At 66.0% G+C, this 25232-nt stretch carries 21 protein-coding genes; 5 read left to right on the top strand and 16 right to left on the bottom strand.

The window, feature by feature from the left end:
• Positions 1–12 precede the first annotated feature (12 nt).
• The 6 genes from trmD to ffh all read right to left on the bottom strand — a co-directional run bounded on the left by trmD (position 13) and on the right by ffh (position 5110).
• A complete protein-coding gene (gene trmD, locus BAY15_RS06675) occupies positions 13–756 on the bottom strand; it encodes a tRNA (guanosine(37)-N1)-methyltransferase TrmD (RefSeq protein ID WP_068850282.1) in 744 nt (247 codons plus the stop codon).
• 3 nt (positions 757–759) lie between these two features.
• Positions 760–1272 carry a ribosome maturation factor RimM gene (gene rimM, locus BAY15_RS06670; RefSeq protein WP_068850280.1) on the bottom strand — a complete coding sequence of 171 codons (513 nt, stop codon included), beginning with the start codon at positions 1270–1272 and terminating at the stop codon, positions 760–762.
• Positions 1273–1314: 42 nt separating this feature from the next.
• Positions 1315–1575 carry a 30S ribosomal protein S16 gene (rpsP, locus tag BAY15_RS06665; RefSeq protein ID WP_068850278.1) on the bottom strand — a complete coding sequence of 87 codons (261 nt, stop codon included), beginning with the start codon at positions 1573–1575 and terminating at the stop codon, positions 1315–1317.
• 227 nt (positions 1576–1802) lie between these two features.
• Positions 1803–2591, bottom strand: coding sequence for an aminotransferase class IV family protein (locus BAY15_RS06660; RefSeq protein WP_068850276.1), 789 nt, complete (start codon positions 2589–2591; stop codon positions 1803–1805).
• Positions 2588–3664, bottom strand: coding sequence for an NAD(P)H-dependent flavin oxidoreductase (locus BAY15_RS06655; protein ID WP_068850274.1), 1077 nt, complete (start codon positions 3662–3664; stop codon positions 2588–2590). Before BAY15_RS06655 ends, BAY15_RS06660 begins: the two co-directional genes overlap by 4 nt.
• A gap of 66 nt (positions 3665–3730) precedes the next feature.
• On the bottom strand, positions 3731–5110 hold the full coding sequence (gene ffh / locus BAY15_RS06650) for a signal recognition particle protein (protein WP_068850272.1): 1380 nt from the start codon (positions 5108–5110) through the stop codon (positions 3731–3733).
• 96 nt (positions 5111–5206) lie between these two features.
• Here ffh and BAY15_RS06645 point away from each other — a divergent pair, with 96 nt between their 5' ends.
• Positions 5207–6001, top strand: a complete 795-nt coding sequence (locus BAY15_RS06645; protein ID WP_068850270.1) for a cytochrome C assembly family protein — start codon at positions 5207–5209, stop codon at positions 5999–6001.
• Positions 6002–6031: 30 nt separating this feature from the next.
• On the opposite strand, the gene BAY15_RS06640 is transcribed toward BAY15_RS06645, so the two are convergent.
• From BAY15_RS06640 to radA, 3 genes are all read right to left on the bottom strand, one after another.
• On the bottom strand, positions 6032–8338 hold the full coding sequence (locus BAY15_RS06640) for a hypothetical protein (RefSeq protein ID WP_068850267.1): 2307 nt from the start codon (positions 8336–8338) through the stop codon (positions 6032–6034).
• Positions 8339–8379: 41 nt separating this feature from the next.
• Entirely contained in the window at positions 8380–10236 is a 1857-nt protein-coding gene (locus BAY15_RS06635) for an ATP-binding protein (protein WP_068850266.1), read from the bottom strand.
• A gap of 87 nt (positions 10237–10323) precedes the next feature.
• On the bottom strand, positions 10324–11700 hold the full coding sequence (gene radA / locus BAY15_RS06630; RefSeq protein WP_068850264.1) for a DNA repair protein RadA: 1377 nt from the start codon (positions 11698–11700) through the stop codon (positions 10324–10326).
• A 170-nt stretch (positions 11701–11870) separates the two neighbouring features.
• On the opposite strand from radA, the gene BAY15_RS06625 reads away from it, so the two are divergent.
• A complete protein-coding gene (locus BAY15_RS06625; RefSeq protein WP_068850262.1) occupies positions 11871–13928 on the top strand; it encodes a putative bifunctional diguanylate cyclase/phosphodiesterase in 2058 nt (685 codons plus the stop codon).
• A gap of 180 nt (positions 13929–14108) precedes the next feature.
• Here the strand turns inward: BAY15_RS06625 and cyoD are convergent, their stop codons facing one another.
• Genes cyoD through cyoA form a run of 4 tightly spaced genes read right to left on the bottom strand, consistent with a single transcriptional unit; the run spans position 14109 to position 18143 of the window.
• Positions 14109–14456: a cytochrome o ubiquinol oxidase subunit IV gene (cyoD, locus tag BAY15_RS06620; RefSeq protein WP_068850260.1), complete on the bottom strand. Its 348-nt coding sequence runs from the start codon at positions 14454–14456 to the stop codon at positions 14109–14111.
• Positions 14456–15097, bottom strand: a complete 642-nt coding sequence (gene cyoC, locus BAY15_RS06615) for a cytochrome o ubiquinol oxidase subunit III (RefSeq protein ID WP_068850257.1) — start codon at positions 15095–15097, stop codon at positions 14456–14458. Before cyoC ends, cyoD begins: the two co-directional genes overlap by 1 nt.
• Positions 15094–17097, bottom strand: a complete 2004-nt coding sequence (gene cyoB, locus BAY15_RS06610; RefSeq protein WP_068850255.1) for a cytochrome o ubiquinol oxidase subunit I — start codon at positions 17095–17097, stop codon at positions 15094–15096. Before cyoB ends, cyoC begins: the two co-directional genes overlap by 4 nt.
• Before the next feature lie 2 nt (positions 17098–17099).
• Positions 17100–18143 carry a ubiquinol oxidase subunit II gene (gene cyoA, locus BAY15_RS06605; RefSeq protein ID WP_068850252.1) on the bottom strand — a complete coding sequence of 348 codons (1044 nt, stop codon included), beginning with the start codon at positions 18141–18143 and terminating at the stop codon, positions 17100–17102.
• Between the two features lie 894 nt (positions 18144–19037).
• Between cyoA and BAY15_RS06600 the strand changes: the two genes are divergently transcribed.
• The gene (locus tag BAY15_RS06600) at positions 19038–19370 is read left to right on the top strand and encodes a SymE family type I addiction module toxin (RefSeq protein WP_068850250.1); all 333 of its coding nucleotides are present in this window, start codon (positions 19038–19040) and stop codon (positions 19368–19370) included.
• Between the two features lie 80 nt (positions 19371–19450).
• The gene (locus tag BAY15_RS06595; RefSeq protein WP_157771702.1) at positions 19451–19957 is read left to right on the top strand and encodes a hypothetical protein; all 507 of its coding nucleotides are present in this window, start codon (positions 19451–19453) and stop codon (positions 19955–19957) included.
• 15 nt (positions 19958–19972) lie between these two features.
• On the opposite strand, the gene BAY15_RS06590 is transcribed toward BAY15_RS06595, so the two are convergent.
• Both BAY15_RS06590 and BAY15_RS06585 read right to left on the bottom strand, forming a co-directional pair.
• Positions 19973–20977: a 2-hydroxyacid dehydrogenase gene (locus tag BAY15_RS06590; protein ID WP_068850245.1), complete on the bottom strand. Its 1005-nt coding sequence runs from the start codon at positions 20975–20977 to the stop codon at positions 19973–19975.
• A 267-nt stretch (positions 20978–21244) separates the two neighbouring features.
• The gene (locus BAY15_RS06585) at positions 21245–22495 is read right to left on the bottom strand and encodes an MFS transporter (protein ID WP_083214086.1); all 1251 of its coding nucleotides are present in this window, start codon (positions 22493–22495) and stop codon (positions 21245–21247) included.
• Positions 22496–22640: 145 nt separating this feature from the next.
• Between BAY15_RS06585 and BAY15_RS06580 the strand changes: the two genes are divergently transcribed.
• Positions 22641–23252 carry a TetR/AcrR family transcriptional regulator gene (locus BAY15_RS06580; RefSeq protein ID WP_068850240.1) on the top strand — a complete coding sequence of 204 codons (612 nt, stop codon included), beginning with the start codon at positions 22641–22643 and terminating at the stop codon, positions 23250–23252.
• Between the two features lie 21 nt (positions 23253–23273).
• On the opposite strand, the gene BAY15_RS06575 is transcribed toward BAY15_RS06580, so the two are convergent.
• Positions 23274–24986 carry a hypothetical protein gene (locus tag BAY15_RS06575; RefSeq protein WP_208856125.1) on the bottom strand — a complete coding sequence of 571 codons (1713 nt, stop codon included), beginning with the start codon at positions 24984–24986 and terminating at the stop codon, positions 23274–23276.
• Between the last annotated feature and the right edge of the window lie 246 nt (positions 24987–25232).

Below are 25232 nucleotides of genomic sequence, written 5' to 3'. Positions count from 1 at the left end.
CCCCAGCGGGCGTTACGGCAGTTCGGCCCTTGCCTGGTCCAGCAGGATCCGGTCGGCCTTGGACAGGCTGGCCTCGTCAAGCAGGTCCGGGCGCCGCAGCCAGGTCCGCAGCAGCGACTGCTGGCGGCGCCAGCGGGCGATGGCCGCGTGGTTGCCCGAGCGCAGCACGTCCGGGACATCGCCCCATTCATGTTGCGCCGGCTGGCTGAAATGCGGGCAGTCCAGCAGCCCCTGCGGGCCTTCGAAACTGTCCTGGGCGGCAGACTCGGCGTCGTTCAGGGCGCCTTCCTGCAGCCGGGTAACGGCATCCACGATCACCGCCGCGCCCAGCTCACCGCCGGACAGGACGTAATCGCCAATCGAGATTTCCTCGGTGACCTCGGTCGCCAGGAAGCGCTCGTCCACGCCCTCATAGCGCCCGCACAGCAGGATCATGCGCGGCAATGCCGCCAGTTCCCGGACCTTGGCCTGGGTCAGCGGCTTGCCCTGCGGGCTCAGGTAAATGATCGGGGCCGGCGCCGGGTCGGCCGCCTTGGCCGCGGCCAGGCAGGCGCGCAACGGCTCGATCAGCATCACCATGCCCGGGCCACCGCCGAACGGACGGTCGTCCACCCGGCGATAGTTGCCCTCGGCGTAGTCACGCGGATTCCAGCCATGCAGGTCCAGCAGGCCGCGTTCGGCCGCACGGCCGACCACGCCCAGCGCGGCCGACTGCGCCATGAACTCCGGGAACAAGGTGACGACGTCAATGCGCACCGGTCAGAACTCCGGGTCCCAATCAACGATGACCAGGTTGGCCTCGAAATCCACCGATTTCACGAAGTCCGGCTGCACGAACGGAATCATCCGCTCACGGTCGCCCTGCACCACCACCACGTCGTTGGAGCCGGTCGAGAACAGGTGCGATACCCGCCCCAGTTCGACGCCATCCACGGTACGCACCTGCAGACCTTCCAGGTCGACCCAGTAATACTCGTCGGCCTTCGGCGGCGGCAGTGCGCTGCGTGCTACATAGACTTCGGTTCCGTACATCGACTCGACCACATCGCGGTCGGTGATATCGGGAAACACCGCAACCAGGTGCTTGCCGGACTGACGTCCGCGCGCGCCCTTGAGGGTGCTCTCCTGGCCGGCGGGCGAGCGCAGGATCCAGGGCTGATAGTTGAAGATGGCGGTACGCGGCTCGGTCCAGGACTCGAGCTTTATCTCGCCTCGCACACCAAAAGCGCCGACAATCCTGCCCAGCAGGATGCGGCGCTCGGTATCTTTCATCTGTATATGCCGACGGGCCGCGCCAGGCGCGGCCCTTCAGGATCAGGCCGCAGCGGCCTGGGCCTTGGTCGCTTCCTTGTACAGGTTGCGAACCTTGTCGGTCAGCTGGGCGCCGTTGGCAACCCATGCGTCGACCTTCGGGATATCCAGCACGATGCGGGCTTCGGCGCCCTGGGCAACCGGGTTGTAGTAACCCACGCGCTCGATGTTGCGGCCGTCACGCGCGCTGCGCGAGTCGGTCACGATGATGTGGTAGAACGGACGCTTCTTGGCGCCGCCGCGGGTCAGTCGGATCTTGACCATGGTGTTGCTTCCTCTATTGCCCAGTCGCCAGGATGGCGCGGTAAGCCGGCGATTATAGCGGCGGGGTGCGGGCATTCCAAGCCTGCCCGGGCGGGGGAACCTGAATTGGTCGTTCAGGCCGGTTGAGCAGGGTTGCAGGCGCCGCTTGGGCCGGCCAACGGCCGGCGCTACCGAGCAGCCGCAGCCGGATATCCGGTAGCGCCGGCCGTTGGCCGGCCCAGGCGGTCTCACCCCAACACGGAATCCCACGGCGCCTGCAACAACACTGCCTTGGCTTTTCCGCAGACTGCCTCCGACCCCGGGAACGCCACTCCATCAATGCTCCCGATCGGCCACACCCCTGCGGCATTGCAGGCAATGGCGGCGTCGAACCCGGCCAGGTCGTCCAACCGCACCGGCGCCAGCTGCGGCTCCCCGCCCCACCCCGCCTGCAGCAGGCGCTCCTGCGTTCCGCGCAATGCCGGGGCCTGCGGCCACACCAGGTCTCCACCACGCCCGAACGCGATGTTCCAGGTGGTGCCTTCGCTGATCGCACCCTGCGCATCCACGAATACTGCATCGTCGTACCCGGCCTGCAGCGCCTGCCGACGATGCTCGAACAACGGGAACGTGCCTACATGCTTGAGGTGAGGCAACTCGCGCTGGTACACCACGCTGCGCACGCGGCGTGCCGTTGCCGGCAGCGTCACCGGCGCCGACACCGCCACCAGCACATCCACCGGCACGACCTGCAGCGGTTTGCGGAAATCGAACGCGCGCGAGAACACCGTGACCCGCACCGAGGCATCGACCCTGCCTTCGGCCTGCAGCGCCGCCTGCATCCAGGCCTGCACCCGGGTGCCATCCAGCGTGCTGCCAAACAGTTCCTCGGTGCCCTGGCGCAAGCGCCGCAGATGCAGGTCGAGCCCCTGCACCGCCCCGCCGCGCACCTGCAGCGAGGTGAAGTGACCGTAGTTGACCAGCGCACCGGCCAGATCGTCGGCGCTGGCGCGGTGGCCGTTGCAGTACACGCTCATCCCAGCAACCCGCGCGCGTCGGCCCACAGCGCCTGCAGCACTTCGGCCGCCGGCTTGTCGGGCGCCATCCAGGCCGATTGTCCGGCCCACGCCTGCATCGCGTCGATGCGGTGTTCGCGGTTGGCCTGGGCGCGCATCGGCGCGGTCAGGCCGCGCTGCACCGGGTACGGGCGCGGCGGCGGCGCGGTCGGGGCGGCGGCTGCACGCACATAAGGCGTCGCCAGGCCACGGCCGAGCCGGCCGCTGAAGGCACGGGTCGGCCAGGTGTCTTCCGGTTCGGCGGCCGCCAGCGCCTGCGACCAGGCCGGGTCGATCGCGCACTCGGGCGTGCGCAGGAACGCAGTGCCGATCTGCACCGCGCTGGCACCCAGCATCAGCGCGGCGGCGATGCCGCGTCCGTCGGCGATGCCGCCTGCGGCAATCACCGGCACCTGCAGGCGGTCGGCCAGGCGCGGCACCAAGGCGAACAGGCCCACCAGCTGGCGCTCGGCAGCCGCCGGATCAAACGCGCCGCGATGGCCACCGGCCTCGAAGCCCTGCGCCACGACTGCATCGGCACCCGCAGCCTCCGCGGCCAGCGCTTCGGCCAAGGTGGTGGCGCAGGCGAACCAGGCGATGCCGGCGTCTTTCAGGCGCTGCACCTGGGCGGCACTGAAGACGCCCATGATGGTGGAGGCGACGGCAGGTTTGGCGGCAATCAGTGCATCGAACTGCGCATCGAAATCGGCCGGGCCGGCGTCGGCGGCATCTGCCGGCACTTCCGGGCCCCACTGCGCGAGAAACGCCCGGGTGGCCGCTTCGGCATCAGCATCGCGCGCGGGCGCGGCATCCGGGATCCACACATTGACCTGCGCCGGCCCGCTGGACTGGGCGCGGAAGGCATCCATCCACGCCACGATGTCCTGCGGCTGCGAGAGGACCGCGCCCATCGCGCCCATGCTGCCCGCGTTGGCCAATACCGCAGACAGCGGGACCGGACAGGCGCCGGCCATGGGGGCGAGCAGAATGGGAGACTGCAACGAGAAACGCCGACAGAAACTGTCGGCGCGTTCGAGGATTCGCGGGTCGGTCATGCGGGGCGCACCTTTGGGGTCGACCTTTACAGTCTACGCCGGGCGTCCCGATGACCGGCGCCTTGATCAGCGGAACGGCATGCCGCCGCGGCCGCCCATGGCACCCATCATGCCCTTCATGCTGCGCATCATGCCCTTCATGCCGCCGCCGGCCATCTTGCTCATCATCTTTTCCATCTGCTGATACTGCTTCATCAGCTTGTTGACGTCGGCCGGAGTCAGGCCGGAACCGCGCGCGATGCGGGCACGGCGCGAGCCGTTGAGCAGGCCCGGGTTGCGGCGCTCCTTCTTGGTCATCGAATTGATGATGGCGATCATGCGCGGCACTTCCTTGCCCTGGCTGACCTGCTGCTTGAGGTGCTCGGGGATCTGGCCCAGGCCCGGCAGCTTGTCCATCAGGCCGCCGATGCCGCCCATGTTCTGCATCTGCTCGAGCTGGTCGCGCATGTCGTTCAGGTCGAACTTCTTGCCCTTGGCGACCTTCTCGGCCAGCTTCTGCGCCTTGTCCTTGTCGACCTGCTGCTCGACCTGCTCCACCAGCGACAGCACGTCGCCCATGTCCAGGATGCGGCTGGCGATACGGTCCGGGTGGAACACGTCCAGGCCGTCGGGCTTTTCGCTGACGCCGACAAACTTGATCGGCTTGCCGGTGATGTAGCGCACGCTCAGCGCGGCACCGCCACGGGCGTCACCGTCGGTCTTGGTCAGCACCACGCCGGTCAGCGGCAGCGCTTCACCGAAGGCCTTGGCGGTGTTGGCCGCGTCCTGGCCGGTCATGGCATCGACCACGAACAGGGTTTCAGCCGGGTTCACCGCCGCGTGCAGGGCCTTGATCTCCGCCATCATCGCTTCGTCGATGGCCAGGCGGCCGGCGGTATCCACCAGCAGCACGTCCACGAACGACTTGCGCGCATCATCGATGGCCGCGCGCACGATGGCTTCGGGCTTCTGGTCGGCGCTGGACGGGAAGAACAGCACGCCCACCTGGTCGGCCAGGGTCTTGAGCTGCTCGATCGCGGCCGGACGATAGACGTCGGCCGACACCACCATCACTTTCTTCTTGCGCTTTTCCTTCAGGTGCTTGGCCAGCTTGCCCACCGTGGTGGTCTTGCCCGCACCCTGCAGGCCCGCCATCAGGATGATGGCCGGGGCCGGCACATTGAGGTTCAGGTCGGAGGCGGCCGAGCCCATCACGGCGGTCAGCTCGTCGCGCACCACCTTGATCAGCGCCTGGCCCGGGGTCAGCGACTTGAGCACTTCCTGGCCGACCGCGCGCACCTTGATGCGCTCGACCAGGGCCTGCACGACCGGCAGGGCGACGTCGGCTTCCAGCAGCGCGATGCGGACTTCGCGGGTGGCCTCGCGGATGTTTTCCTCGGTGAGGCGACCGCGGCCACGCAGCCGCTCGATGGTGCCGGAGAGGCGCTGGGTCAGGGACTCGAACATGGAGGCAACCTGTTCAGAACGAAAGACAAAGAGACGCACAGTATAGCGGGTCCGCTGCACTCCCCCGATGGCCCGGGGGTATGCGAAACTGACACGATGACAATCGTTCTCATCGCGACCCTGCTGTACCTGGCTGCCACCGCCCTGCTGGTGCGCGCGGTGGTGCGCGATGACGCCAACCGCTCGCCCACCTGGCTGTGGCCGGCGGTGCCGGCGATGGTCCTGCACGGCAGCTACCACGCACTGGTGGCCCTGCACACCAGCGGCGGGCCGGACATGCACTTCTTCGCGGCGCTGTCCCTGGTCGGGCTGGGCATGGCCTGGCTGACCTCGCTGGTGGCCGCGCGCGGGCGCATGGCCGCGCTTGGCGTGCTGGTGTTCCCGATGGCTGCGGCGGTGTTGTGCGTCTATCACGGCTATGGGCATGCGCCCAGCCGCCCGCTGGGCTGGCAGCTGGCCACCCACGCCTGGATGGCGCTGCTGGCCTACGCCACCCTGAGCGTGGCCGCGTTGCTGGCGATCATGCTGTGGCTGCAGGAACGCGCCCTGCGCCGCCGCGATTTCCGCCCGTGGCTGCGCGCCCTGCCGCCGCTGGCGGACCTGGAAGCCCTGCTGTTCCGCGTGATCGCGGTGGGCTTCGCGCTGCTCACGCTGACCCTGCTCACCGGCGTGCTGTTCGTGGACGATCTGCTGGCGCAGAAGCTGGTGCACAAGACCGTGCTCAGCGTGCTGTCGTGGATCGTCTTCGGCACCCTGCTGATCGGCCGACGCCGCTACGGCTGGCGCGGCGCCAAAGCGGTGCATTGGACCCTCACCGCCATGGCGCTGCTGCTGCTGGCATTCTTCGGCAGCCAGTTCGTCATCGAACTGGTGTTCGGGCGCGCGCGCTGATCAACCGCCGCGGCGCGCCCGCTGCATCGCTTACAGCCCGTAACGCGCGATCACATCAAGGTGCCGCTGTTCGTCCTGGCCGCAGGCTTCGGCCAGGCGCAGCCAGCACATCCGATGCGGCCAGCCGGCGGTGGCCTCAAGCAGGAACCGGTGCAGCGCCAGCGGAGGCGCCTCCTGTGGCTGGGCGAGGGTGAACAGCACCCCCGGCAGCGGCGCGCCGTCGGCCTGGGTGTCGGCAAGCTGGTAATCGTCCGCGCTGTGGGTCCACAGCTTCCAGCCGCGGTCCTTGACCGCGTCGGAGAACGCCGCCCAGGCCTCCTCGCCCGGATGCACGCCATCCACCAGCCAGCTCGCCGCATGTCCCCCGCTTTCCAGCAGATGGACTTCGGCGTAGGTAGGCATGAAGCGACGGCGTTCTTCTTCATCTTCCGGTGCCGGATGCACCAGTTCGGCGTCGAACACCACCCAGTCGTCCACACGCTGGCGCCGGTTGGCTGGCGCGTTCTCGACGATGCGCGCGGTGACCGGGCCGGTCCGGCGCGCGTAGTACTCGATCGGGTCGCCACCGTCCATGCAGCGGATGATCACCCAGCCGAAGTTCTCTTCGACGGGGCCTTCGGTGCTGTCCAGTTCCATGCCGACTGCGGCGGCCGATGTCCGCACGGCTGCCCAGTCACGAGCCGCGCTGGCTGCCGTCATATGGTCCCAGTGTGCGCTGCGCGGTTCCTCCAGGACCTCGGTGAGGTGGCGGTACTGCGCGGCGGCGTCCGGGAAGCGCTGCATCGCCATCAGGGCCATCGCCAGCAGATTGCGCGCGCCGTGCGAACCGGGCGACAGCGCCAGCAGCGCCGAGCAGGCCTGCTCCAGCGCGGCCCAGTCGGACTGCTTCTGCGCGATCTGTGCCTGGCACCACAGCGCGAACACCGGCACCTGTGCCTTGTAGTGCTGCACCAGCCGTTCCAGCTCGCCCAGGTCGCCACGCTGCACCAGCAGCCGCATCAACGAATACGCCGGGGAGGCATCTTCGTGCGGGTGGCGCTGCACGAACGCCCACAGCAGGGCCAGCGCCTCCTCCTCGGCACCGCAGGCCGCAAGCGCCGAGGCGGCCACGTCCAGCAGGGCCGCATCATCGGGCCGCGCCGCCACGGCCTGCAGCAACCACTGCGCTTCGCGCTCGGGGTCGCGCCCTTCGTTCTGCGCCCCCTCCCCGACCAGCCAGTCCAACAGGGCCTCGGCGGGCACGGGCAGGGCGGCCGCAGCGGGGGCGACCTCGATGCGCGCGGCCATCGCCGCCACGGCATCGCGGGCGCCCAGGTCCTGGCGCAGGCCATCCAGGTGTTGGCGGGCCAGCGCCAGGTGGCGTTGCGCGGTCCACACCGCGCCACGCTGCAGGGCCATGTCCACGCACAACCCGGCAATTTCGATCACGAAACGGTGCGCGCCCACCTGGGCGTAATGCGCCAGGGTGGCGCTCATCCGGCGCCCCAGATCCCAGCCGTTGCGTTCGGGCGCGCTGCGCACCAGCAGCGCCACCGTGTGCCCCCACATGCGCCGGTAATTCGGCGACACCTGGTTCCACGGCACCAGGGCCTCCAGCGCCTCTTCATCGCGCCCCAGCTGCGCCAGCGCCCAGGCACGCGACAGCCGACGTGGCACGGTGCAGTTGGCCGGCTCATAGTCGCCTTCGGCCTCCACCTCGGCCTGGCGCGCGTCGATCAAGGCCAGGGCCTCGGCGGCACGGCCGCTGGCCAGCAGGATCTTGATGCGCATTTCGGGGAAGCTGTCGTAGACCTTGCCGCCATGCGCCAGCACGGTACCGGCCTGTACGTCCAGGTAGTCCAGTGCGCCCTGGGGATTTCCATCATCCAGCAGCGCGTCGGCCTTCTCGCAGCTCAGGCACTGGAAGCAGGCCCAGCTCGGGTCGATCCGCCCCAAGGTTTCTTCGCACACCTCGATGCGTTCGGGCACCCAGCCCGGGCCATCGATGTTGCCGTAACACGCGGCCAGGTCCTGGGTCACGCACACCGACTGTGGGCACTCCACCGTGTCGGCGCGGTGCGCGCGTTCGAACAACGCCACCGCATCACCCAGCGCCGACTCGCCCTCCAGCCGGTTGCCGACCCGGTTGCGCATCTCCCAGTGGCCCACGAACACGTCCAGCCACGGATTTCCAAGCGTCTTGCCGAGCGCACGCGCTTCGGGCAACAGCGCATCCACGCGATCGATGCGCAGCTCGCAGACCTCGTCGGTCAGCCGGGTGAGCAGCTGCGCGCTCTGCGCCTGCCCTGCCTCACCCAGATCGTCCTGCAGTTTTTCCACCCAGTTCCAGATATCCATGCGGTCGTGCCGTCCTGTAATGCGTAAAGAAAATCGAAATGTCAGCGCGGCTGCAGCATCTGCTGCAGGGCCTCGGCGATGTCGCCGAACGCGCGGTTGAGATCACTGCTGGCCGCGCCGCCGTCCTGCGCACGTCCCTGGGCGCTGACGATCACCTTCAACGAGCGCAGCAGCCGCGCGGCGGCCTCGGCCTGGGGATTACCGGCGCGCATGGCCGCCAGCAGCGCCTGCACGGCCGGGTTGTCCAGGTTGAGATACAGGCGCGAGGGTGCACGTGCGACGATGCGGGCAGTGAACTGCCGCGCCAGGCGCAGCGCGGCCATTGAAACGCGCTTGTCGTTCTCGTCGTCTTCGAGGCGGCGCTTCAGCTCGGCCTCGCGATCGGGCACCACCACCACCGGCAGTTCAGCCGGGCTGAAGTGCGCCGGCAGCAGCTGCTCGCCATCGCCCAGGTGGGTCTGCAGCCACGCCAGTTCGGCCTCGGGCAGCGTGTCGGTCTGGAACAGCGCGCGATTGCCCTGCTCGGTGCCCAGCTCCACCAGGCGCATGCCCTTGGCCTGGGTCCAGCGCCGCAGGAACGGCACCACGGCATAGCGGTTGCCATGCGCCACCGGCACGCCCATCGCGCGGAACAGCATTTCCTCGAAGCCGCCACCACTGTCCAGGATCACGTGGACCGCGCCACGCGACGGCAGTTCACTGGCGCGGATGTCGCCCTGCGAGCTGGGCACGCGCACGTGCTCGAGCAGCAGCTGGAACAGCCGGTCATCGCAGAGCGAGGCGCCCAGCAGCGCCTCGTTGTGCCGGGCCAGGATGCGCCGCCAGGCTTCGGGCTGCTGCCGGGCGATGTCGACCAGCCCATCGATGAGTGCCTCGCCGAGCGCATGCTGCACCGCGCTGTAGATGTCGTCGCGCTGCAGGTCCTCGCGGCTGGCGGTGGGAGTCAGCCGGCTGGATTCTATCACCCCGCCAATGAACCCGGCCCACGGCGGCAGCAGGTCGCGCGCGTCGTCGTCGAGCAGCATCCCGCGCACGAACACCGACAGGTTGCGGTTGTCGCTGGTGCCGTAGGTCGCGCCATCCTGCACCCACAGCAGCCCCACCGCATCGCTTCCGCCTTCGGCGCGCAGCGGCATGCAGGCAATCGGCTCGAAGCTGCGCTCGAAGTGCGCGGCAAATTCCAGCGCGCGGCGCTGCGCCTGCAGTGGATGCAGCGCGACGCCCGCCTGCGGGCGCCACGGCGGCGGCTCGGGATTGATCGCACGCGCGTCATGGCCGATATGGATGGGTTCGCCCAGCAGCGCGCAGTAGCGGCCCAGGATGTCGCGCAGGGTCTGCTCCTGGGCCAGGTGCGTGTAGCTGCCATGCAGTTCCAGCACCACCTCGGTACCCACCGCACGCGGAGGCATCGGCGATACCGTGTACTGCTCGGCATTGCTGGACACATAGCAATGGCCCAACCCGGGTTGTTGGTAGGACGTGGTGCGCACGGTGACCCGGCGCGCCAGCACGAACGCGGACAGGAAGCCCAGCCCGAACATGCCGATCAGCCCCTCGTCATCCTCGCCCGCCTGGCGCAGGCCACGGGTATAGCCCACGCCGACGGTGGCCAGGTAGTCGTGGATTTCCTGCTGGGTCAGGCCCGCGCCGGTATCGACGATGCGCACGATGCCGTTCACCGGATCGCCATGCACCTCGATCCGCCCGGCCTCCTGCCAGTCCGCCTGTTCCAGCCGACGTCGCACCAGCGAATCATGCGCGTTCTGCACCAGTTCCCGCAGCGCCACCACCGGGGTGGAATACAGGTGTTTGCCAAGGACCGTCATCAATCCGTTGAGGTCGACACCGGCGCGACGGATCTCGCTGGCGCCCTGCGTGTCCAGGGGAGTCGCTTGCATGTAATCGTTTTCTCTGGCGGGAACGGAAAACTAGCACAGCCCGGCCACGGTTTGCCTGCGCGGCCGCATGCGCCGGAAATGCCCGATTCAGATCGCGTCGATCGCTTCGGACAACCGCTCCACGGCGATGACTTCCATGCCCTTGACGCTGCCGGTCTTGGGCGCATTGGCCTTGGGCACGATGGCGCGCTTGAAGCCGTGCGTGGCCGCTTCGCGCAGGCGGTCTTCGCCGTTGGGTACCGGGCGGATCTCGCCGGACAAACCCACTTCGCCAAAGGCAATCGTCTTTTCCGCCAGCGGCCGGTCCTGCAGCGAGGACAACACGGCCAGCAGTACCGGCAGGTCCACGGCGGTTTCCTGCACGCGGATGCCGCCCACCACGTTCACGAACACGTCCTGGTCACCCACCAGCACCCCGCCGTGACGGTGCAGCACCGCCAGCAGCATCGCCAGGCGGTTCTGTTCCAGGCCCACCGCCACGCGGCGTGGATTCGACAGCGGTGAGGCATCCACCAGCGCCTGCACCTCCACCAGGAGCGGCCGGGTGCCCTCGCGGGTGACCATCACGCAGCTGCCCGGCTGCAGGGTGCTGCCGCCGGACAGGAAGATCGCCGACGGATTGGACACTTCCTTAAGTCCCTTCTCACCCATCGCGAACACGCCCAGCTCGTTTACCGCACCAAAGCGGTTCTTGAACGCACGCAGCAGGCGGAAGCGGCTGCCGCTCTCGCCTTCGAAATACAGCACCGCATCCACCATGTGCTCGAGCACGCGCGGGCCGGCAATGCCGCCCTCCTTGGTCACATGCCCCACCAGGAACACGGCCGTACCGGTTTCCTTGGCGAAGCGCACCAGCCGCGCCGCGCTCTCGCGCACCTGGCTGACCGAGCCCGGGGCGGCGGTCAGCGATTCGGTCCACAGCGTCTGCACCGAATCGGCCACGATCAGCTTCGGCCGCGCCGCGCTGGCGTGCTGCAGGATCGCTTCGACCTGGGTTTCGGCCAGCGCGTTGACGTTGTCCAGCGGCAGGTCCAGCCGCACCGCGCGGCCGGCCACCTGCGACAGCGATTCCTCGCCGGTGATGTACAGCACCGGCAGCGTGGCGGCCATCTTCGCCACCGCCTGCAGCAGCAGCGTCGATTTGCCGATGCCCGGGTCACCGCCCACCAGCACCACCGCGCCTTCGACCAGACCGCCCCCCAGCACGCGATCGAATTCGCCGATGCCGGTGCTCACCCGCAGGTGCTCGGTCTGCTGCACGTCCTTGAGCGCCATGATCTTCGGCGCATCGACCTTGCCGGCCCAGCCCGAGCGGCGCGCGGCCGGCGACTTGGTGGCCGCGGCGCTTTCCAGCGTGATCTCGCTCAACACGTTCCAGGCGCCGCACTCGGTGCACTGCCCCTGCCACTTGCTGTATTCCGCGCCGCATTCGCTGCACACGTAGGCGGTAAGCCGCTTGGCCATGTCAAATCCAATTCATTTGCTGTCGGGCAGGATAGCCGAGCCACGTCGCAGCAACCGAGACGCGCGCCCAACCGCCGGCTGAACGCCCCCGCTCAACCTTGCCCCGCCCCGGCCGATACCGTGGCGGGCGCCCGCGCCTTTCCCTTCCCCATGTACATCCAGGCTTTTCCATGACCGGCACCTACAGCCAGAGTCTCGTCGTTTTCTCGCTGCTGGTTGCCATCCTCGCCTCGTATACCGCGCTGGACATGGCCGGCCGGCTGGCCAGTACCGAAGGCCGTGTAGCCCGCTGGTGGCTGGCCGGTGGCGCCGCCGCCATGGGCCTGGGCATCTGGTCCATGCACTTCGTGGCCATGCTCGCCTTCCACCTGCCGATCCCGGTCGGCTACGACCTGGCCATCACCCTGTATTCGCTGGCCGCGTCGGTGGGGGCCTCGGCCTACGCGCTGTGGCTGGTCTCGCGCCCGGAGCTGCCGTGGCCGCGCCTGATCGCCGGCGCGGTGCTGATGGGCCTGGGCATTGCCTGCATGCACTACCTGGGCATGGCCGCGATGCGCATGGAGCCGGGCATCGACTACGACCCGCTGTGGTTCGCTGCCTCGCTGCTGATCGCCATCGGCGCCGCCGGCGCCGCCTTGTGGATTGCCTTCCGGCTGCGCACCCAACAGCGCCGTACCGGGCTGCTGCGAGGGCTGGCCTCGCTGGTGATGGGCCTGGCCATCGTGGGCATGCATTACACCGGCATGGCCGCCGCCAACTTCCCGGAAGGCAGTATCTGCGGCGCCGTGTACGCCAACGGGCTGGATACCAAGTGGCTGGCGGTGCTGGTCATCGTCACCACCCTGGCCACGCTGGGCATCGCGCTGATCGCCTCGCTGTTCGACCGCCAGATGCGCACCCGCACCGGTCTGCTCGCCGATTCGCTGGCCCAGGCCAATGAGAAGCTGCTGCAGGCCGCGCTGCACGACCCGCTCACCCAGCTGCCCAACCGCATGCTGCTGCAGGACCGCATCGAGCAGACCATCGAGAAGGCCAAGCGCCGCAACTTCAGCTTTGCGGTGATGTTCTGCGACCTGGACGGCTTCAAGGCCATCAACGATGCCTACGGCCACCAGCTTGGCGACAAGCTGCTGATCGAGATGAGCAGGCGGGTCAACGGCCTGCTGCGCGCGCAGGATACCTTCGCCCGGCTGGGCGGCGATGAGTTCGTCATCGTGTTCCAGCTGGATGTGCCCGAAGACGCCGCGGTGGTGGCCGAGCGCATCATCGCCACGGTGGCCGAGCCGTTCGAGATCGACACGCTGGACCTGCAGGTCACCGCCAGCCTGGGCATCGCGATGTACCCCACCGATGCCACCACCGAGCGCGAGCTGATGGCGCATGCCGATGCGGCCATGTACCACACCAAGGACTCGGGGCGGAACGGCTATACGTTCTTCACCGAATCGATGCACGTCAGCGCCAACCGCCAGCTCAAGCTGCTGCAGGAGCTGCGCCGCGCCCTGCAGCGCGATGAGATGGTGCTGCACTACCAGCCCAAGTTCCGCGCCGATGGCGGTGGCGTGATCGGTGCCGAAGCGCTGGTGCGCTGGCAGCACCCCGGGCTGGGCCTGCTGGGACCGGACACCTTCATTCCCATCGCCGAGCGCAGCGGGCTGATCCTGCCGCTGGGCGACTGGGTGCTGGACCAGGCCTGCGCGCAGCTGCGGCAGTGGCATGACGCCGGGCACGCGACGTGGTCTATGGCGGTGAACCTTTCGCCGCTGCAGTTCTCGTCCACCACGCTGCTGTACACGGTAAAGGCGACGCTGGAGCGGCACGGCCTCGCCCCGCACCACCTGACCCTGGAAGTGACCGAGACCACGGCCATGCAGGACGTGGAAGCCAGCCTGCAGATCCTGCACGGGCTGACCGCGATGGGGGTGAAGATTTCCATTGATGATTTCGGCACGGGCTATTCGAGCCTGCTGTACCTCAAGCGCATGCCGGCGACCGAACTGAAGATCGACCGCGCGTTCGTGCGCGACCTGGAAGACAACGCGGAAGATGCGGCGATCGTGTCCTCGATCGTGGCGCTGGGGCGCTCGCTGCAGTTGCAGATCGTGGCCGAGGGCGTGGAAACCGCCGGGCAGCGCGACTACCTCAACGAACTGGGCTGCGACCTGCTGCAGGGTTACCACCTGGGCAAGCCGGTGGACGCCGAGGCGTTCCTGCGCAACGCCGCATAACCGACCGGTAGATCCGACTGCTAGATCCGACTGGTAGAGCCGACTGTTAGTCGGCTGCCCTTCGCGCGGACCCGCCCTGCATTCTTCATGCATGGCGTTGCCGACTAACAGTCGGCACTACCACAAACAAAAAGGCCGCCCTTCCGGGCGGCCTTTCTGCGTGCATCACCCCCGCAAGGGTCAATGCATCATGTGCACATTCATGTTGTGCATGACCCACAGCGTGCCGGCGACGATGATGCCGATCACCACCACGGTGAAGGCCGCCGCGCTGACGTTCCAGCGCTGTTCCGACGAGCGGTTCAGGTGCAGGAAGAACACCAGGTGCACGAAGATCTGCAGGATGGCCGCCACCACGATGATGACGCCCGTGGTGAAGACCGGCAGGCCACCCTTCATCACCGCCCAGAACGGGATGATGGTGAGGACGGCGGCCAGCAGGAAACCGACCAGGTACGACTTGACGCTGCCGTGGCTTTCGCCCGCGGCGCCATGGCCGTGGTCGTGTGCGTGAGTGTCATGTGCCATTACAGCGCTCCCTTCAGGTAGACGACGGAGAACACGCCGATCCAGATCAGGTCCAGGAAGTGCCAGAACAGGCTCAGGCACGCCATGCGGGTCTTGTTGGTCGGGGTCAGGCCGTTCTGCTTGATCTGGATGAACATGATCAGCAGCCACAGCAGGCCGGCGCTCACGTGCAGGCCGTGGGTGCCCACCAGCGCGAAGAACGCCGACAGGAACGCACTGTGGTCCGGACCGAAGCCTTCATGGATGAGGTGGTTGAACTCCCACACTTCCATGACCATGAAGCCGAAGCCCAGCAGCCAGGTCAGGCCCAGCCACAGGTACATCTGGCCAACCTTGTGCTTATGCAGCGCGATCATGCCCAGGCCGAAGGTCAGCGAGGACACCAGCAGCAGCGTGGTTTCCCACGCTACGAAGGTCAGGTCGAACAGGTCCTTCGGACCCGGGCCACCGTTGGTGCCGCCGGCCAGCACGATATAGGTCGCGAACAGGCTGGCGAAGATGAGGCAGTCGCTCATCAGGTACACCCAGAAACCGAAGACGGTGTTCTCGCCGGTGTCGTGGTGTTCGTGGTCATCATGGCCATGGGCCGCCGCGTGTGCGGCGTGCCCGTGGTTCACGTTGTTGGCGATAGTGCTGCTCATGCCTGCAACTCCGATTTCACCAGACCCTGCGCCTGCAGGTGACGGCGGTGCTCATTTTCGATCCGCTCCACTTCGGCAGCCGGCACGTAGTAATCCACGTCCTTGTCGAAGGTGCGCCAGATGAAGGTGCCGATCATGCCGACCAGGCCAACGATGGCCAGCCACCAGATGTGCCAGATCATCGCGAAGCCGAAGACCAGGCTGAAGGCACCAATCACCACACCGGTACCGGTGTTGCGCGGCATGTGGATGTCGGTGTACTTGGCCGGGCGTTCCCACGCTTCACCACGCTGCTTGCGTTCCCAGAAGTCGTCCAGCTCGGTGACCTTGGGCAGCGAACCGAAGTTGTAGAACGACGGCGGCGAAGAGGTTTCCCACTCCAGCGTACGGGCATCCCACGGATCGCCGGTCAGGTCGGCGGTCTTCTTGCGGTCGCGGATGGACACGGCCACCTGGATGATCTGGCACAGGATGCCGGCGCCGATGATGAACGCACCGACCATCGCAATGACCAGCAGCGGCTGGTATTCCGGGTTCGGGTAGCTCTGCATGCGGCGGGTCATGCCCATGAAGCCCAGGATGTACAGCGGCATGAAGGCCACATAGAAGCCGATGAACCAGCACCAGAACGCGCGCTTGCCCCAGGCCTCGTTGAGGCGGAAGCCAAACATCTTCGGCCACCAGTAGGTGATACCGGCGAACATGCCGAACACCACGCCGCCGATGATGACGTTATGGAAGTGGGCGATCAGGAACAGGCTGTTGTGCAGCACGAAGTCGATGGCCGGGATCGCCAGCATCACGCCGGTCATGCCGCCGATGGTGAAGGTGACCATGAAGCCGATCGTCCACAGCACCGGGCTGGTGAACTGCACGCGGCCGCGGAACATGGTGAACAGCCAGTTGAAGATCTTCACGCCGGTAGGAATGGAGATGATCATCGTCGTGATGCCGAAGAAGGCATTGACGTTGGCACCCGAACCCATGGTGAAGAAGTGGTGCAGCCACACGATGAACGAGAGCACGCCGATGGTGGCCGTGGCGTACACCATTCCCTTGTAGCCGAACAGCGCCTTGCGCGAGAACGTGGCGATCACTTCGGAGAACACACCGAAGGCCGGCAGCACCAGGATATAGACTTCCGGGTGACCCCAGATCCAGATCAGGTTGATGTACAGCATGGCGTTGCCGCCACCGTCATTGGTGAAGAAGTGCGTGCCCAGGTAACGGTCCAGGGTCAGCAGCACCAGGGTGACGGTCAGCACCGGGAAGGCGGCGATGATCAGCACGTTGGTGACCAGCGCGGTCCAGGTGAACACCGGCATGTGCATCAGCTTCATGCCCGGGGTACGCATCTTCAGGATGGTAATGAAGAAGTTGATACCGCTCAGTGTCGTGCCTAGACCTGCTACCTGCAGGCCCCAGATGTAGTAATCCACGCCTACCCCTGGACTGAACTCCTTGCCCGACAACGGCGGGAAGGCCAGCCAGCCGGTCTGCGCGAATTCACCCACGCCCAGCGAGATCATCACCAGGCCCGCGCCGGCCACGAACAGCCAGAAGCTGAGCGAGTTGACGAACGGGAAGGCCACGTCGCGCGCGCCGATCTGCAGCGGCACCACCACGTTCATGAGGCCGGTGATCAGCGGCATCGCCACGAAAAAGATCATGATCACGCCGTGGGCGGTGAAGATCTGGTCGTAGTGGTGCGGCGGCAGGAAGCCTTCGGCGCCGTTGGCGGCGATGGCCTGCTGGGTACGCATCATGATGGCGTCGGCAAAGCCGCGCAGCAGCATGACGAAGGCGACGATGAGGTACATCGCGCCGATCTTCTTGTGGTCAACCGAGGTGAACCACTCTTTCCAGAGATAGCCCCACAGCTTGAACTTGGTGATCAGGGCCAGCACGAGCAGGCCACCGATCCCCGCGCCAACCAGCGTGGAGATGATGATCGGGTCGTGCGGGATGTCAGCGAATGTCAGTTTGCCCAACGGATTCATGCTTATTCTCCCGAGCCTGCGTGGCCGGCGTGACCGGCGGCGGCGTGCTCGTCTGCAGTGTGTTCGGCATGGTCGGCCGGCATGTCATGGGCACCGGCCGGCATCTCGTGGCCTTCGTGGCTTTCGCCCGCAGCGCCGTGCGACATGCCCTTGTGATCCATGGCCTTGTGGTCCATGCCGTAGTGCTGGTTGTCACCCATGTGGCGGGCAACGACCCAGTCGAACAGACCGGTTTCGGTGGTGCCGAAGTAGGTCACCGGGTGCCAGTCGTGGTTCTTCTCGGCCACCAGCGCGCCAAAGGCGGCCTGGTCCATCGGGGTGCTCTGCGCACGCACCTTGGCCAGCCATGCCTGGTATTCGGCTTCGGTCACCGAGTTGGCGTCGAAATGCATCTTGCTGAAGCCCGCGCCGCTGTAGTGCGAGGACATGCCCGGGAAGGTGCCGGTCTCGTTGGCGATCAGATGGAGCTTGGTCTCCATGCCGGTCATCGAGTAGATCATGCTGCCCAGGTGCGGGATGAAGAAGGCATTCATCACCGAATCGGACGTGATCTTGAAGTTCAGCGGGGTGTTCACCGGGAAGGTGATTTCGTTGACCGTCGCGATGTTCTCTTCCGGGTAGATGAACAACCACTTCCAGTCCAGCGAAATGGCTTCAATCACCACCGGCTTGGTCTGCGAGTCCAGCGGACGGTACGGATCCAGCGAGTGCGACGAACGCCAGGTCAGCACGGCCAGCACCAGCACGATCATGCAGGGGATCGACCAGACAACCACTTCGATCGCGGTGGAGTGCGACCACTTCGGCTCGTAACGGGCCTTGGTGTTGGAGGCACGGTACTTCCAGGCGAAGGCGAGGGTCATGATGATGACCGGCACGACGACCAGCAGCATCAGCACGGTGGCCGTGATCAGAAGGGTCTTCTGGTCGTGGCCGACCTGACCCTTCGGGGCCAGAATGGCCGAGCTGCAGCCCGTCATGAACACGGACAACGCGAACAGCAGGCCCGGGCGCAGCCAGCGCCCAAGGGATTTCAACGGAATCATCGGTCGATCCAATTGCGTAGGGAATGCCTTCTCAAGCGCGCCCCTCCGGCCAAAGCCGGGTGTACCGGTCCCAAGGGGGCGGCACGGAGGACGTTCATGTCAGCCCCCTAATTTTATGCCGTCACGCACCATTTAAGAAAGGCATTGACAATGATCTGACGCAGGAAAGGCCCGGAAACGGCTGCGACACGTTGTCGCACTGCGCGCAGACCGCCCGGATCAGCACAGCCGGAGCGACATGTATAGACATGAATCGTTCACGGCAGCGATCGGTGTCACCGGCCCTCCCCGGCCGCCCGACCCACCCGAACCCGCCCTCACGCGCGCACGCGGACACACCCCGAATGAACACCGGACAGTCGGGCCGGGCACATGGCCGTAGGACACCGGGCCGCCTGGCGCCGTAGGGTCGGTTCCCAAACGACCGCCCTTGCACCACCCACACCCGGTAACGCATGAAAACTGATCAACACCGCTCTTGATCTCCCCGCCCCACCCGCCACTCCGCGCCCACCGGACCCATTACGACGCCCCGAAACACGCTCCAAACCAAATGATGCGCGTCGGCGAAACAATAATTTTTGTGCCCTGGCTCACACACAAACGCCGCAATTCCCGCATTTCCGTGCCACACCCGACAACCAGTAGATACAGCCTACTGAAATCGCAAACCCAACAGACACAAACGATTTCGCTTCTTCGTCGACCGCGGGCAAGGTTCTCCCCGGAGCTCAAAACTCCGGTGAGCCAAAATTATGGATGTCCCATGTCGGGAGGGTGGCTAATACAAGACCCCTCACGGGGGAATACACCCGCCGTCTGGCTTGCACGGTTTTGACCTCCCGACGCCCTCGCCCTCACCGGCGAGGGCCATTCCCTGTTGGAGGAGCGAAGATGAAACCCAAACCCGTCCAGTGGCCCGAAGACGAAGAAGAAGTCGTCCTGCTGCTACCCCGCTGCGCACCCAGCTATTCCCCCAGCTACTTCCACAACGTGCGCGCCGTGCCCCAGATCGGCGAACAAGACCGCGACCACTTCGGCCCACTCCCCTTGGTGACCCTGCGCGGCGCCTGGCTGCGCAAGTTCGGGTTCGAAGTAGGCGTGCACGTAAGAATCGAAGCCACTCCCGGGCAGATTCTCCTGCGCCCGCTGTGGAATGACGATCCGCCCGTCCGCGAGAATGTCGAGAAGCCCGTCGTGCGCTATGTCGAAGTGGAAGATCGGTAACCTGGGACTAATTGACAGCCACCAGATACTGACCTAGCGTCCGAGCTGCCGTTCCCGCGTCCAGACACCAGGAAGTCTCAATGAACGTAATGTTGATTGGCGGTTCGCTTTTGATTGGAACGATTCTGCTGAGCTCGATTCCGCAGGCGGCCACGGCCGCCGCACCGGTTGAACAGACCTCGCTCGCAGTAACGCAGATTTCAACGGACGTCGACAAGGCGTCCTTTGTCGAGCGGCTTACCGCGACCTTCCAGACAATGGCCGCCTCGGAATCCACCGAGGCACGTGCCGCAGGCATCCAGTATCTGGACGCCATCAAACAGCCTGGCATTTCCGGCCTCATCGAGCAGTTCTCCTACCCGCTCGATGCAGGCGGATCGAGCGTGATTGCGAAAACCACGGATGCTCCCTCGCAGCCGGGATCGACCCGGGTAAGCCAGTGGTGCGGAAAGAGCAGTGGTTACCTCCGTGTCTACCAGGTGACAGAGAAGTACATGGAAACCAAGCGAAACGGCAGTTCACGCTCCTGGGTACCGGTGCAGAACAGCGCGACGATGGTTGCAACCTGTCCCGACAAGCTGGCCTGAGCCCTGCGGGCCAGCCTAGGCAGCAACCACCCTGTTCTGGCATTCCGCCCCGCTGGCGAAATCGCACAGGTTGCGCAGGGTGATGCTGCAGATTTCCTGCAGGGCTTCAACCGTAAAGAAGCCCTGGTGCCCGGTAACCAGCACATTCGGGAAGGTCATCAGGCGCTGGAAGAGATCGTCATCGATGATCTCGCCGGACAGATCCTGGAAGAACAGCGCGCTTTCCTGCTCATACACATCAATGGCCAGGTGGCCGAGATGCCGCGACTTCAGCGCGCGCACCACCGCATCGGTGTTCACCAAGGCGCCGCGCGAGGTATTGACCAGCATGGCGCCGGGCTTCATCAACCCCAGCGATTCCTCGTTGATCAGGTGATGGGTCTGCGGCGTAAGCGGGCAATGCAGCGACACGATGTCCGAGCGGGCCAGCAGTTCCTCCAGCGCCACGTACTGGCCCACCGCCGAGAAGTCTGGCGACGGATAAGGATCGCTGCCCAGCACGGTGCAGCCCATCCCGTTGAAAATACGCGCCGTCGCCAGCCCGATCTTGCCGGTGCCCACGATCCCGACGGTCTTGCCGTGCAGGGTGCGGCCCAACAGCCCATCGAGCATGAAGTTGCCCTCGCGCACCCGGTTGTAGGCGCGGTGGGTCTGCCGGTTGAGGGTCATGACCAGCGCCAGCGCATGCTCGGCCACGGCCTCGGGCGAGTAAGCCGGCACCCGGGCCACCAGCAGCCCCAGTTCCGCGGCAGCCACCAGATCCACGTTGTTGAACCCCGCGCAGCGCAGCAGGATCGCCCGCACCCCCAGCCCATGCAGGGCCCGCAGCACGGGCGCATCCAGGCGGTCGTTGACGAACACGCAGACCGCATCGAAACCCTGGGCCAGGCCGGTGGTCGTGGCGTCCAGCGCCGCATCGAAATAGGCCAGCTCGAACCCCTGCCCGGCGTTGTCGCGCGCATTCGCTTCATCGAGGAAACGGCGGTCGTACGGGCGGGCGCTGAACACGGCGGTTTTCATGGGATAGCCTTGGGCATGCGTGATCCCCAGTAGACCAGAACCCCGCCCAGGATAGAAACGCCCATGCACCCCCTCTGGGGCAAGCGGCTGCTGAGACCCGCCATGTCTTGAATCGACCACAGCGAGTGCTGAATGGGCCAGTTCTGCCTGTCGCTGTGCGACTGCAAGGTCACACTAGAGCTGCCGCTCCCACACCTGGCTCGTCTGATCCATCTTCGTACGGGTGGAGAGTGTTCACCCCGTTCGGGGATCAAACCTGGCGGTCGATCAATGCCCGGCTACAACTGACCGCTTGCCGGCGGCAAATCCATGCACCCGCGCACGCCACGCAATGCAGAACCCGATCGCCAGCAGCACGGCCATGGCGGCGGGAAAGGTCTGTGCGCCCCATTGCTCCAGCAGCACACCGCCCAGCATGCCCCCGCCAGCGATGACGCTGTTCCAGGCCACGACATTGAGTGACAGCGCCACATCCGCGCCCTCCCCTGCGCTGTCGGCCAACGCGGTCTGCAGCAGCGTCGCGGCGCCACCGAAGGTAAGCCCCCAGATCGCCACGCAGGCGTAGACCACCGGCTGCAGCCCCTGCAGCAGCGCCAGCACCACGCAGATCACGAAGAACGTCGCCAGTGAAACCAGGACGGTACTGCGCAGGTGACGCTCCACCAACCGGCCCGTCATGCCGATGCCCACCAGCGCGGCGAGGCCGAAGATCAGCAACAGCACGTCCACGCGGTTCCCCAGGCCGGCGTGTGCGGCAAACGGCGCCACGTAGGTGTACAGGATGTTGTGCGCCAGCATCCACGCCATCACAGTGGCAAGCACGGGCCGCACCCCGGGAGTGCCAAGCACCTTGCGCAGTGACACACGCTTCGCGGCCGACTGACCCGGGTAATCCGGGACTTTCACCAGCACCCACACGATAAGGATGATGGTCAACGCGGACATCGCGGCAAACGCCGTCCGCCAGCCGAGCAGGCCGCCCATCCAGGTTCCCAGCGGAACACCCAGCGAGAGAGCGATGGGCGTACCCACCATGGCAATGGCCATTGCCCTTCCCTGCTGCTCGGGCTGCACCATGCGCCGGGCGTACCCCGCCAGAAGGCTCCATGCCAGGCCCGCCGCCGCGCCGGCAAAAAATCGCGCCACCAGAGTCAGGCTGTAGTCGCTGGAAAGCGCAGTAATCGAATTGAACACCAGGAAGCCGACGATGGTGAGCAGCAGTACGTTGCGCCGGCGCCACTTCTGCGTCGCGATGGTCAGCGGTATCGCAGCCAGCACCGATCCCAGCGCGTAAGCGGTGACGGTCTGGCCTGCCATTGCAGAGGTGATGTCGAGACCGGCGGACATGAGCGGCAGCAGCCCTGCCGGCAGGGTTTCGGTCACGATGCAGATGAAACCGGTCATCGCCAGCGCCAACAGCGCGGCAATCGGGAGTGGCGCAGGAGATTCGCCGTGGGGTGATGCGGTGGAAGAGCTCACACAGTTTCCTTCATCGGGGGCTTGCCGGGTCACATACATACCTATCGGTACATATCTGAGCAAAAAAAAAGGCGCCACTGTCAGCGCCTGCGTTATGTATCGTTCGGTATATATACTGCCGGCATGGTCGCGTTGTCAACACTTTCTGTATCGACTAGTATTTATGTCAACACCGGAGCACGCCATGGCACAGATGGGCAGACCCCGCAGCTTCGACCGCGATACTGCCGTCGAGGAGGCGCTTCACCTGTTCTGGGAACAGGGCTACGAATCCACCTCGTTGACCCAGCTGAAGGCTGCCATCGGGGGCGGCATCACTGCGCCCAGCTTCTACGCGGCGTTCGGGTCGAAGGAGGCGCTGTTCAAGGAATGCATGGAGCGCTACCTGGCCACGTTCGCGAAAGTGACCCACTGCCTGTGGGACACCTCGTTGGCTCCCCGGGAAGCGGTAGAGCTCGCGTTGCGCCGCTCGGCGAAGATGCAGTGCGAGCGCGGCCACCCCAAGGGCTGCATGGTCGCGCTGGGAGTGATGAGCGCGCCATCGCCGGAACTCTCGGCCCTGACCACGCCGCTTACCCGCTCACGCGCCCACACGCGTGCCGGCATCCGGGCCTGCGTGGACCGCGCCATTGCGAGCGGCGATCTCAGGCCGGAGACCGATCCCGCTTCACTGGCGTTCGTGTTCGACAGCTTCCTGCTGGGTCTCACCACGCTGGCCCGCGATGGCATGAGCTTCAAGGCCATGGACGCCGCCATCCAGCGGTTGATGGTGGTTTGGGACGCGCACGCACGCTGAGCGTGGCCGCGGATCGTCGCGCTAACGTACCGTGGTAGCACCACCACCGATCTTGAGCCGCTTGACGGCGAATACCCCGCCGATCATCAGGTCACCGTTATCCATGACCGTGGTGATGCCGCCCAAGGCGTTCCAACGACGGCTGTCGTCCGGGAAAACCCAGCGCGACTTGATCTCGCCCGTTGACCAGTCCAGGCCGACATACTGGTAGACGCCCTTGTCCTTGTGCGCGGCGTACAGCAGCCCGGTTGCGGCCGAGACCACCGGCACCATGATGTCGGTGTTGTCGACCTCATGGTTGATCCAGGCCTTCTCGAACGCGTCCTTGTCCGGGTTCCAGTTGAACTTCTGTATGCCAATCGGCGCCGGCCGGGTGATCCCGCCGGTGAACGCATTGCCCGGACCCGCCGGAAGCGGTTTGGGATACGTACTGTTGAGGAATGCGACGCCGTATCCCAACACATTGGGTGAGGGCTCGATGGTCATCTGGCTGATATCGATGCGGATCTGGTCGGCGATACGGTTGGACTGGGTGCCCGGCTTTTGCTGGAAGCCTGCCGGAATCGCGTCGCGCCAGAACGCCACTGCGTTGCTGCCGGTTTCAGCCGCATCGGCGATCACGATCAGTTTGTCCGGGTCGCTGCCGAATCCCATCAATGTCGGGGTGGTGCCCGAGCCGCGCGAGATCGCACCCATCGCCAAGGCTTTTTCGCCGGGCATGGAATCGTAGGCGGACGACCAGGCGCCGTCCTTTTCGTCGGTGGACAATGTGGTCCCATTCCAGATCACCTTGTTCATGTGCTTCTCGGTGACCACGTAGATGCCGTTGTTCTCATCGATCACGATGCTGTTGTCGACGGCCTCGCCATTGAAGGTCACTGACGCCTTCACGTTCAGATCCCGGTCCAGGATGATCAACGCTCCCGGCGCGGCTGCCGCCAGGAAGCCGTCGTAGGTCATGTTCAGGCCGATGATGCGGGTAACCGACCTGGCGACGTCTGCCGGCAGGCCCTTGGCTACGTCGGCCGTCTTTACGATCCGCGGCGGGTCACCGACTAGGTTGCCATCGGTTGTCTTGAGCACGTGGGTGCCTCCGTACACGCAGTAGTGGTTGCCGTCGCGATCAAACAGGTTGTACACCCCGTTGATGCCGCTTTCCATGTTGAGGCCGGCGGCACCCAGCCCTTTCAGCGCATCCAGAATCTTCGTCTCGTCCTTGGCCCGGTAGGCGGCGTCCAGCTGGGTCAGTGCAGCATCCAGCGCAGTGGGCGTAGCCATCGCGGCGGATTTTTCAAAGCCGGGGTAAGGCAATAGTCCGCCCACCGCCTCGAACGCGTCACCGGTCACCCGGATCTTCTGCACACCCACCGCACCGCTGGCAAAGGCGATCACCTCCCCGCCCACCCGCTTCATGGTGGGATTGGAGGTGATCAGCGTGGGCACGGTCGCTACGTCCGCCGCAGTCAGGTTCCTGCTGCCGACGGGCCCTGCGATCAGCACCGAATCGGTTGCCGCTGGATTGAAGTGGGAGGTCGGGTAGACGCTCTCCGCCAGCCACGGGTTCGGTGGCGGCATGTTGGGTGGTGTTGCTGCAGGCGGCTCCGCGGGGCGGGCAGCCGCAGGTGCTGGGGTGGGAGTTGTGCTCGTGGTCTCGCGGTTGCATGCCTGAAGAAGCAGCGCGAGGATCAAACCCAGACCGACAGCCGGAGCCGCGTCCCACATCGTGGTCGTCATTTTCGATTTCCCTGCTGACCTTGACGAATGTCAGCTTCCACCGGGCCAACCGATGTCGCCTCAGCAAAGGCACGGTCGGTCGGCCGGTATTTTTACTTAACGGCCGTGGGAGGGTGGCAGTCCGCTGCCACCTGTTCATGGGGCCGGACCAGCGCTCACCCCTTGAGCAACGGGAGGCCGAGCGCAGGGAGCGTGCGCGTCGCACCGGGAAGGGACGTCGAGACTGGTGGAAGCGCGAACCACCGC

Origin of the sequence: Stenotrophomonas rhizophila, from assembly GCF_001704155.1 — a bacterium.
In the GTDB taxonomy this organism is placed as follows: domain Bacteria; phylum Pseudomonadota; class Gammaproteobacteria; order Xanthomonadales; family Xanthomonadaceae; genus Stenotrophomonas; species Stenotrophomonas rhizophila_A.
The sequence above is the reverse complement of the archived record's forward strand: the minus strand, read 5'-3'. Positions and strand labels throughout refer to the sequence as shown.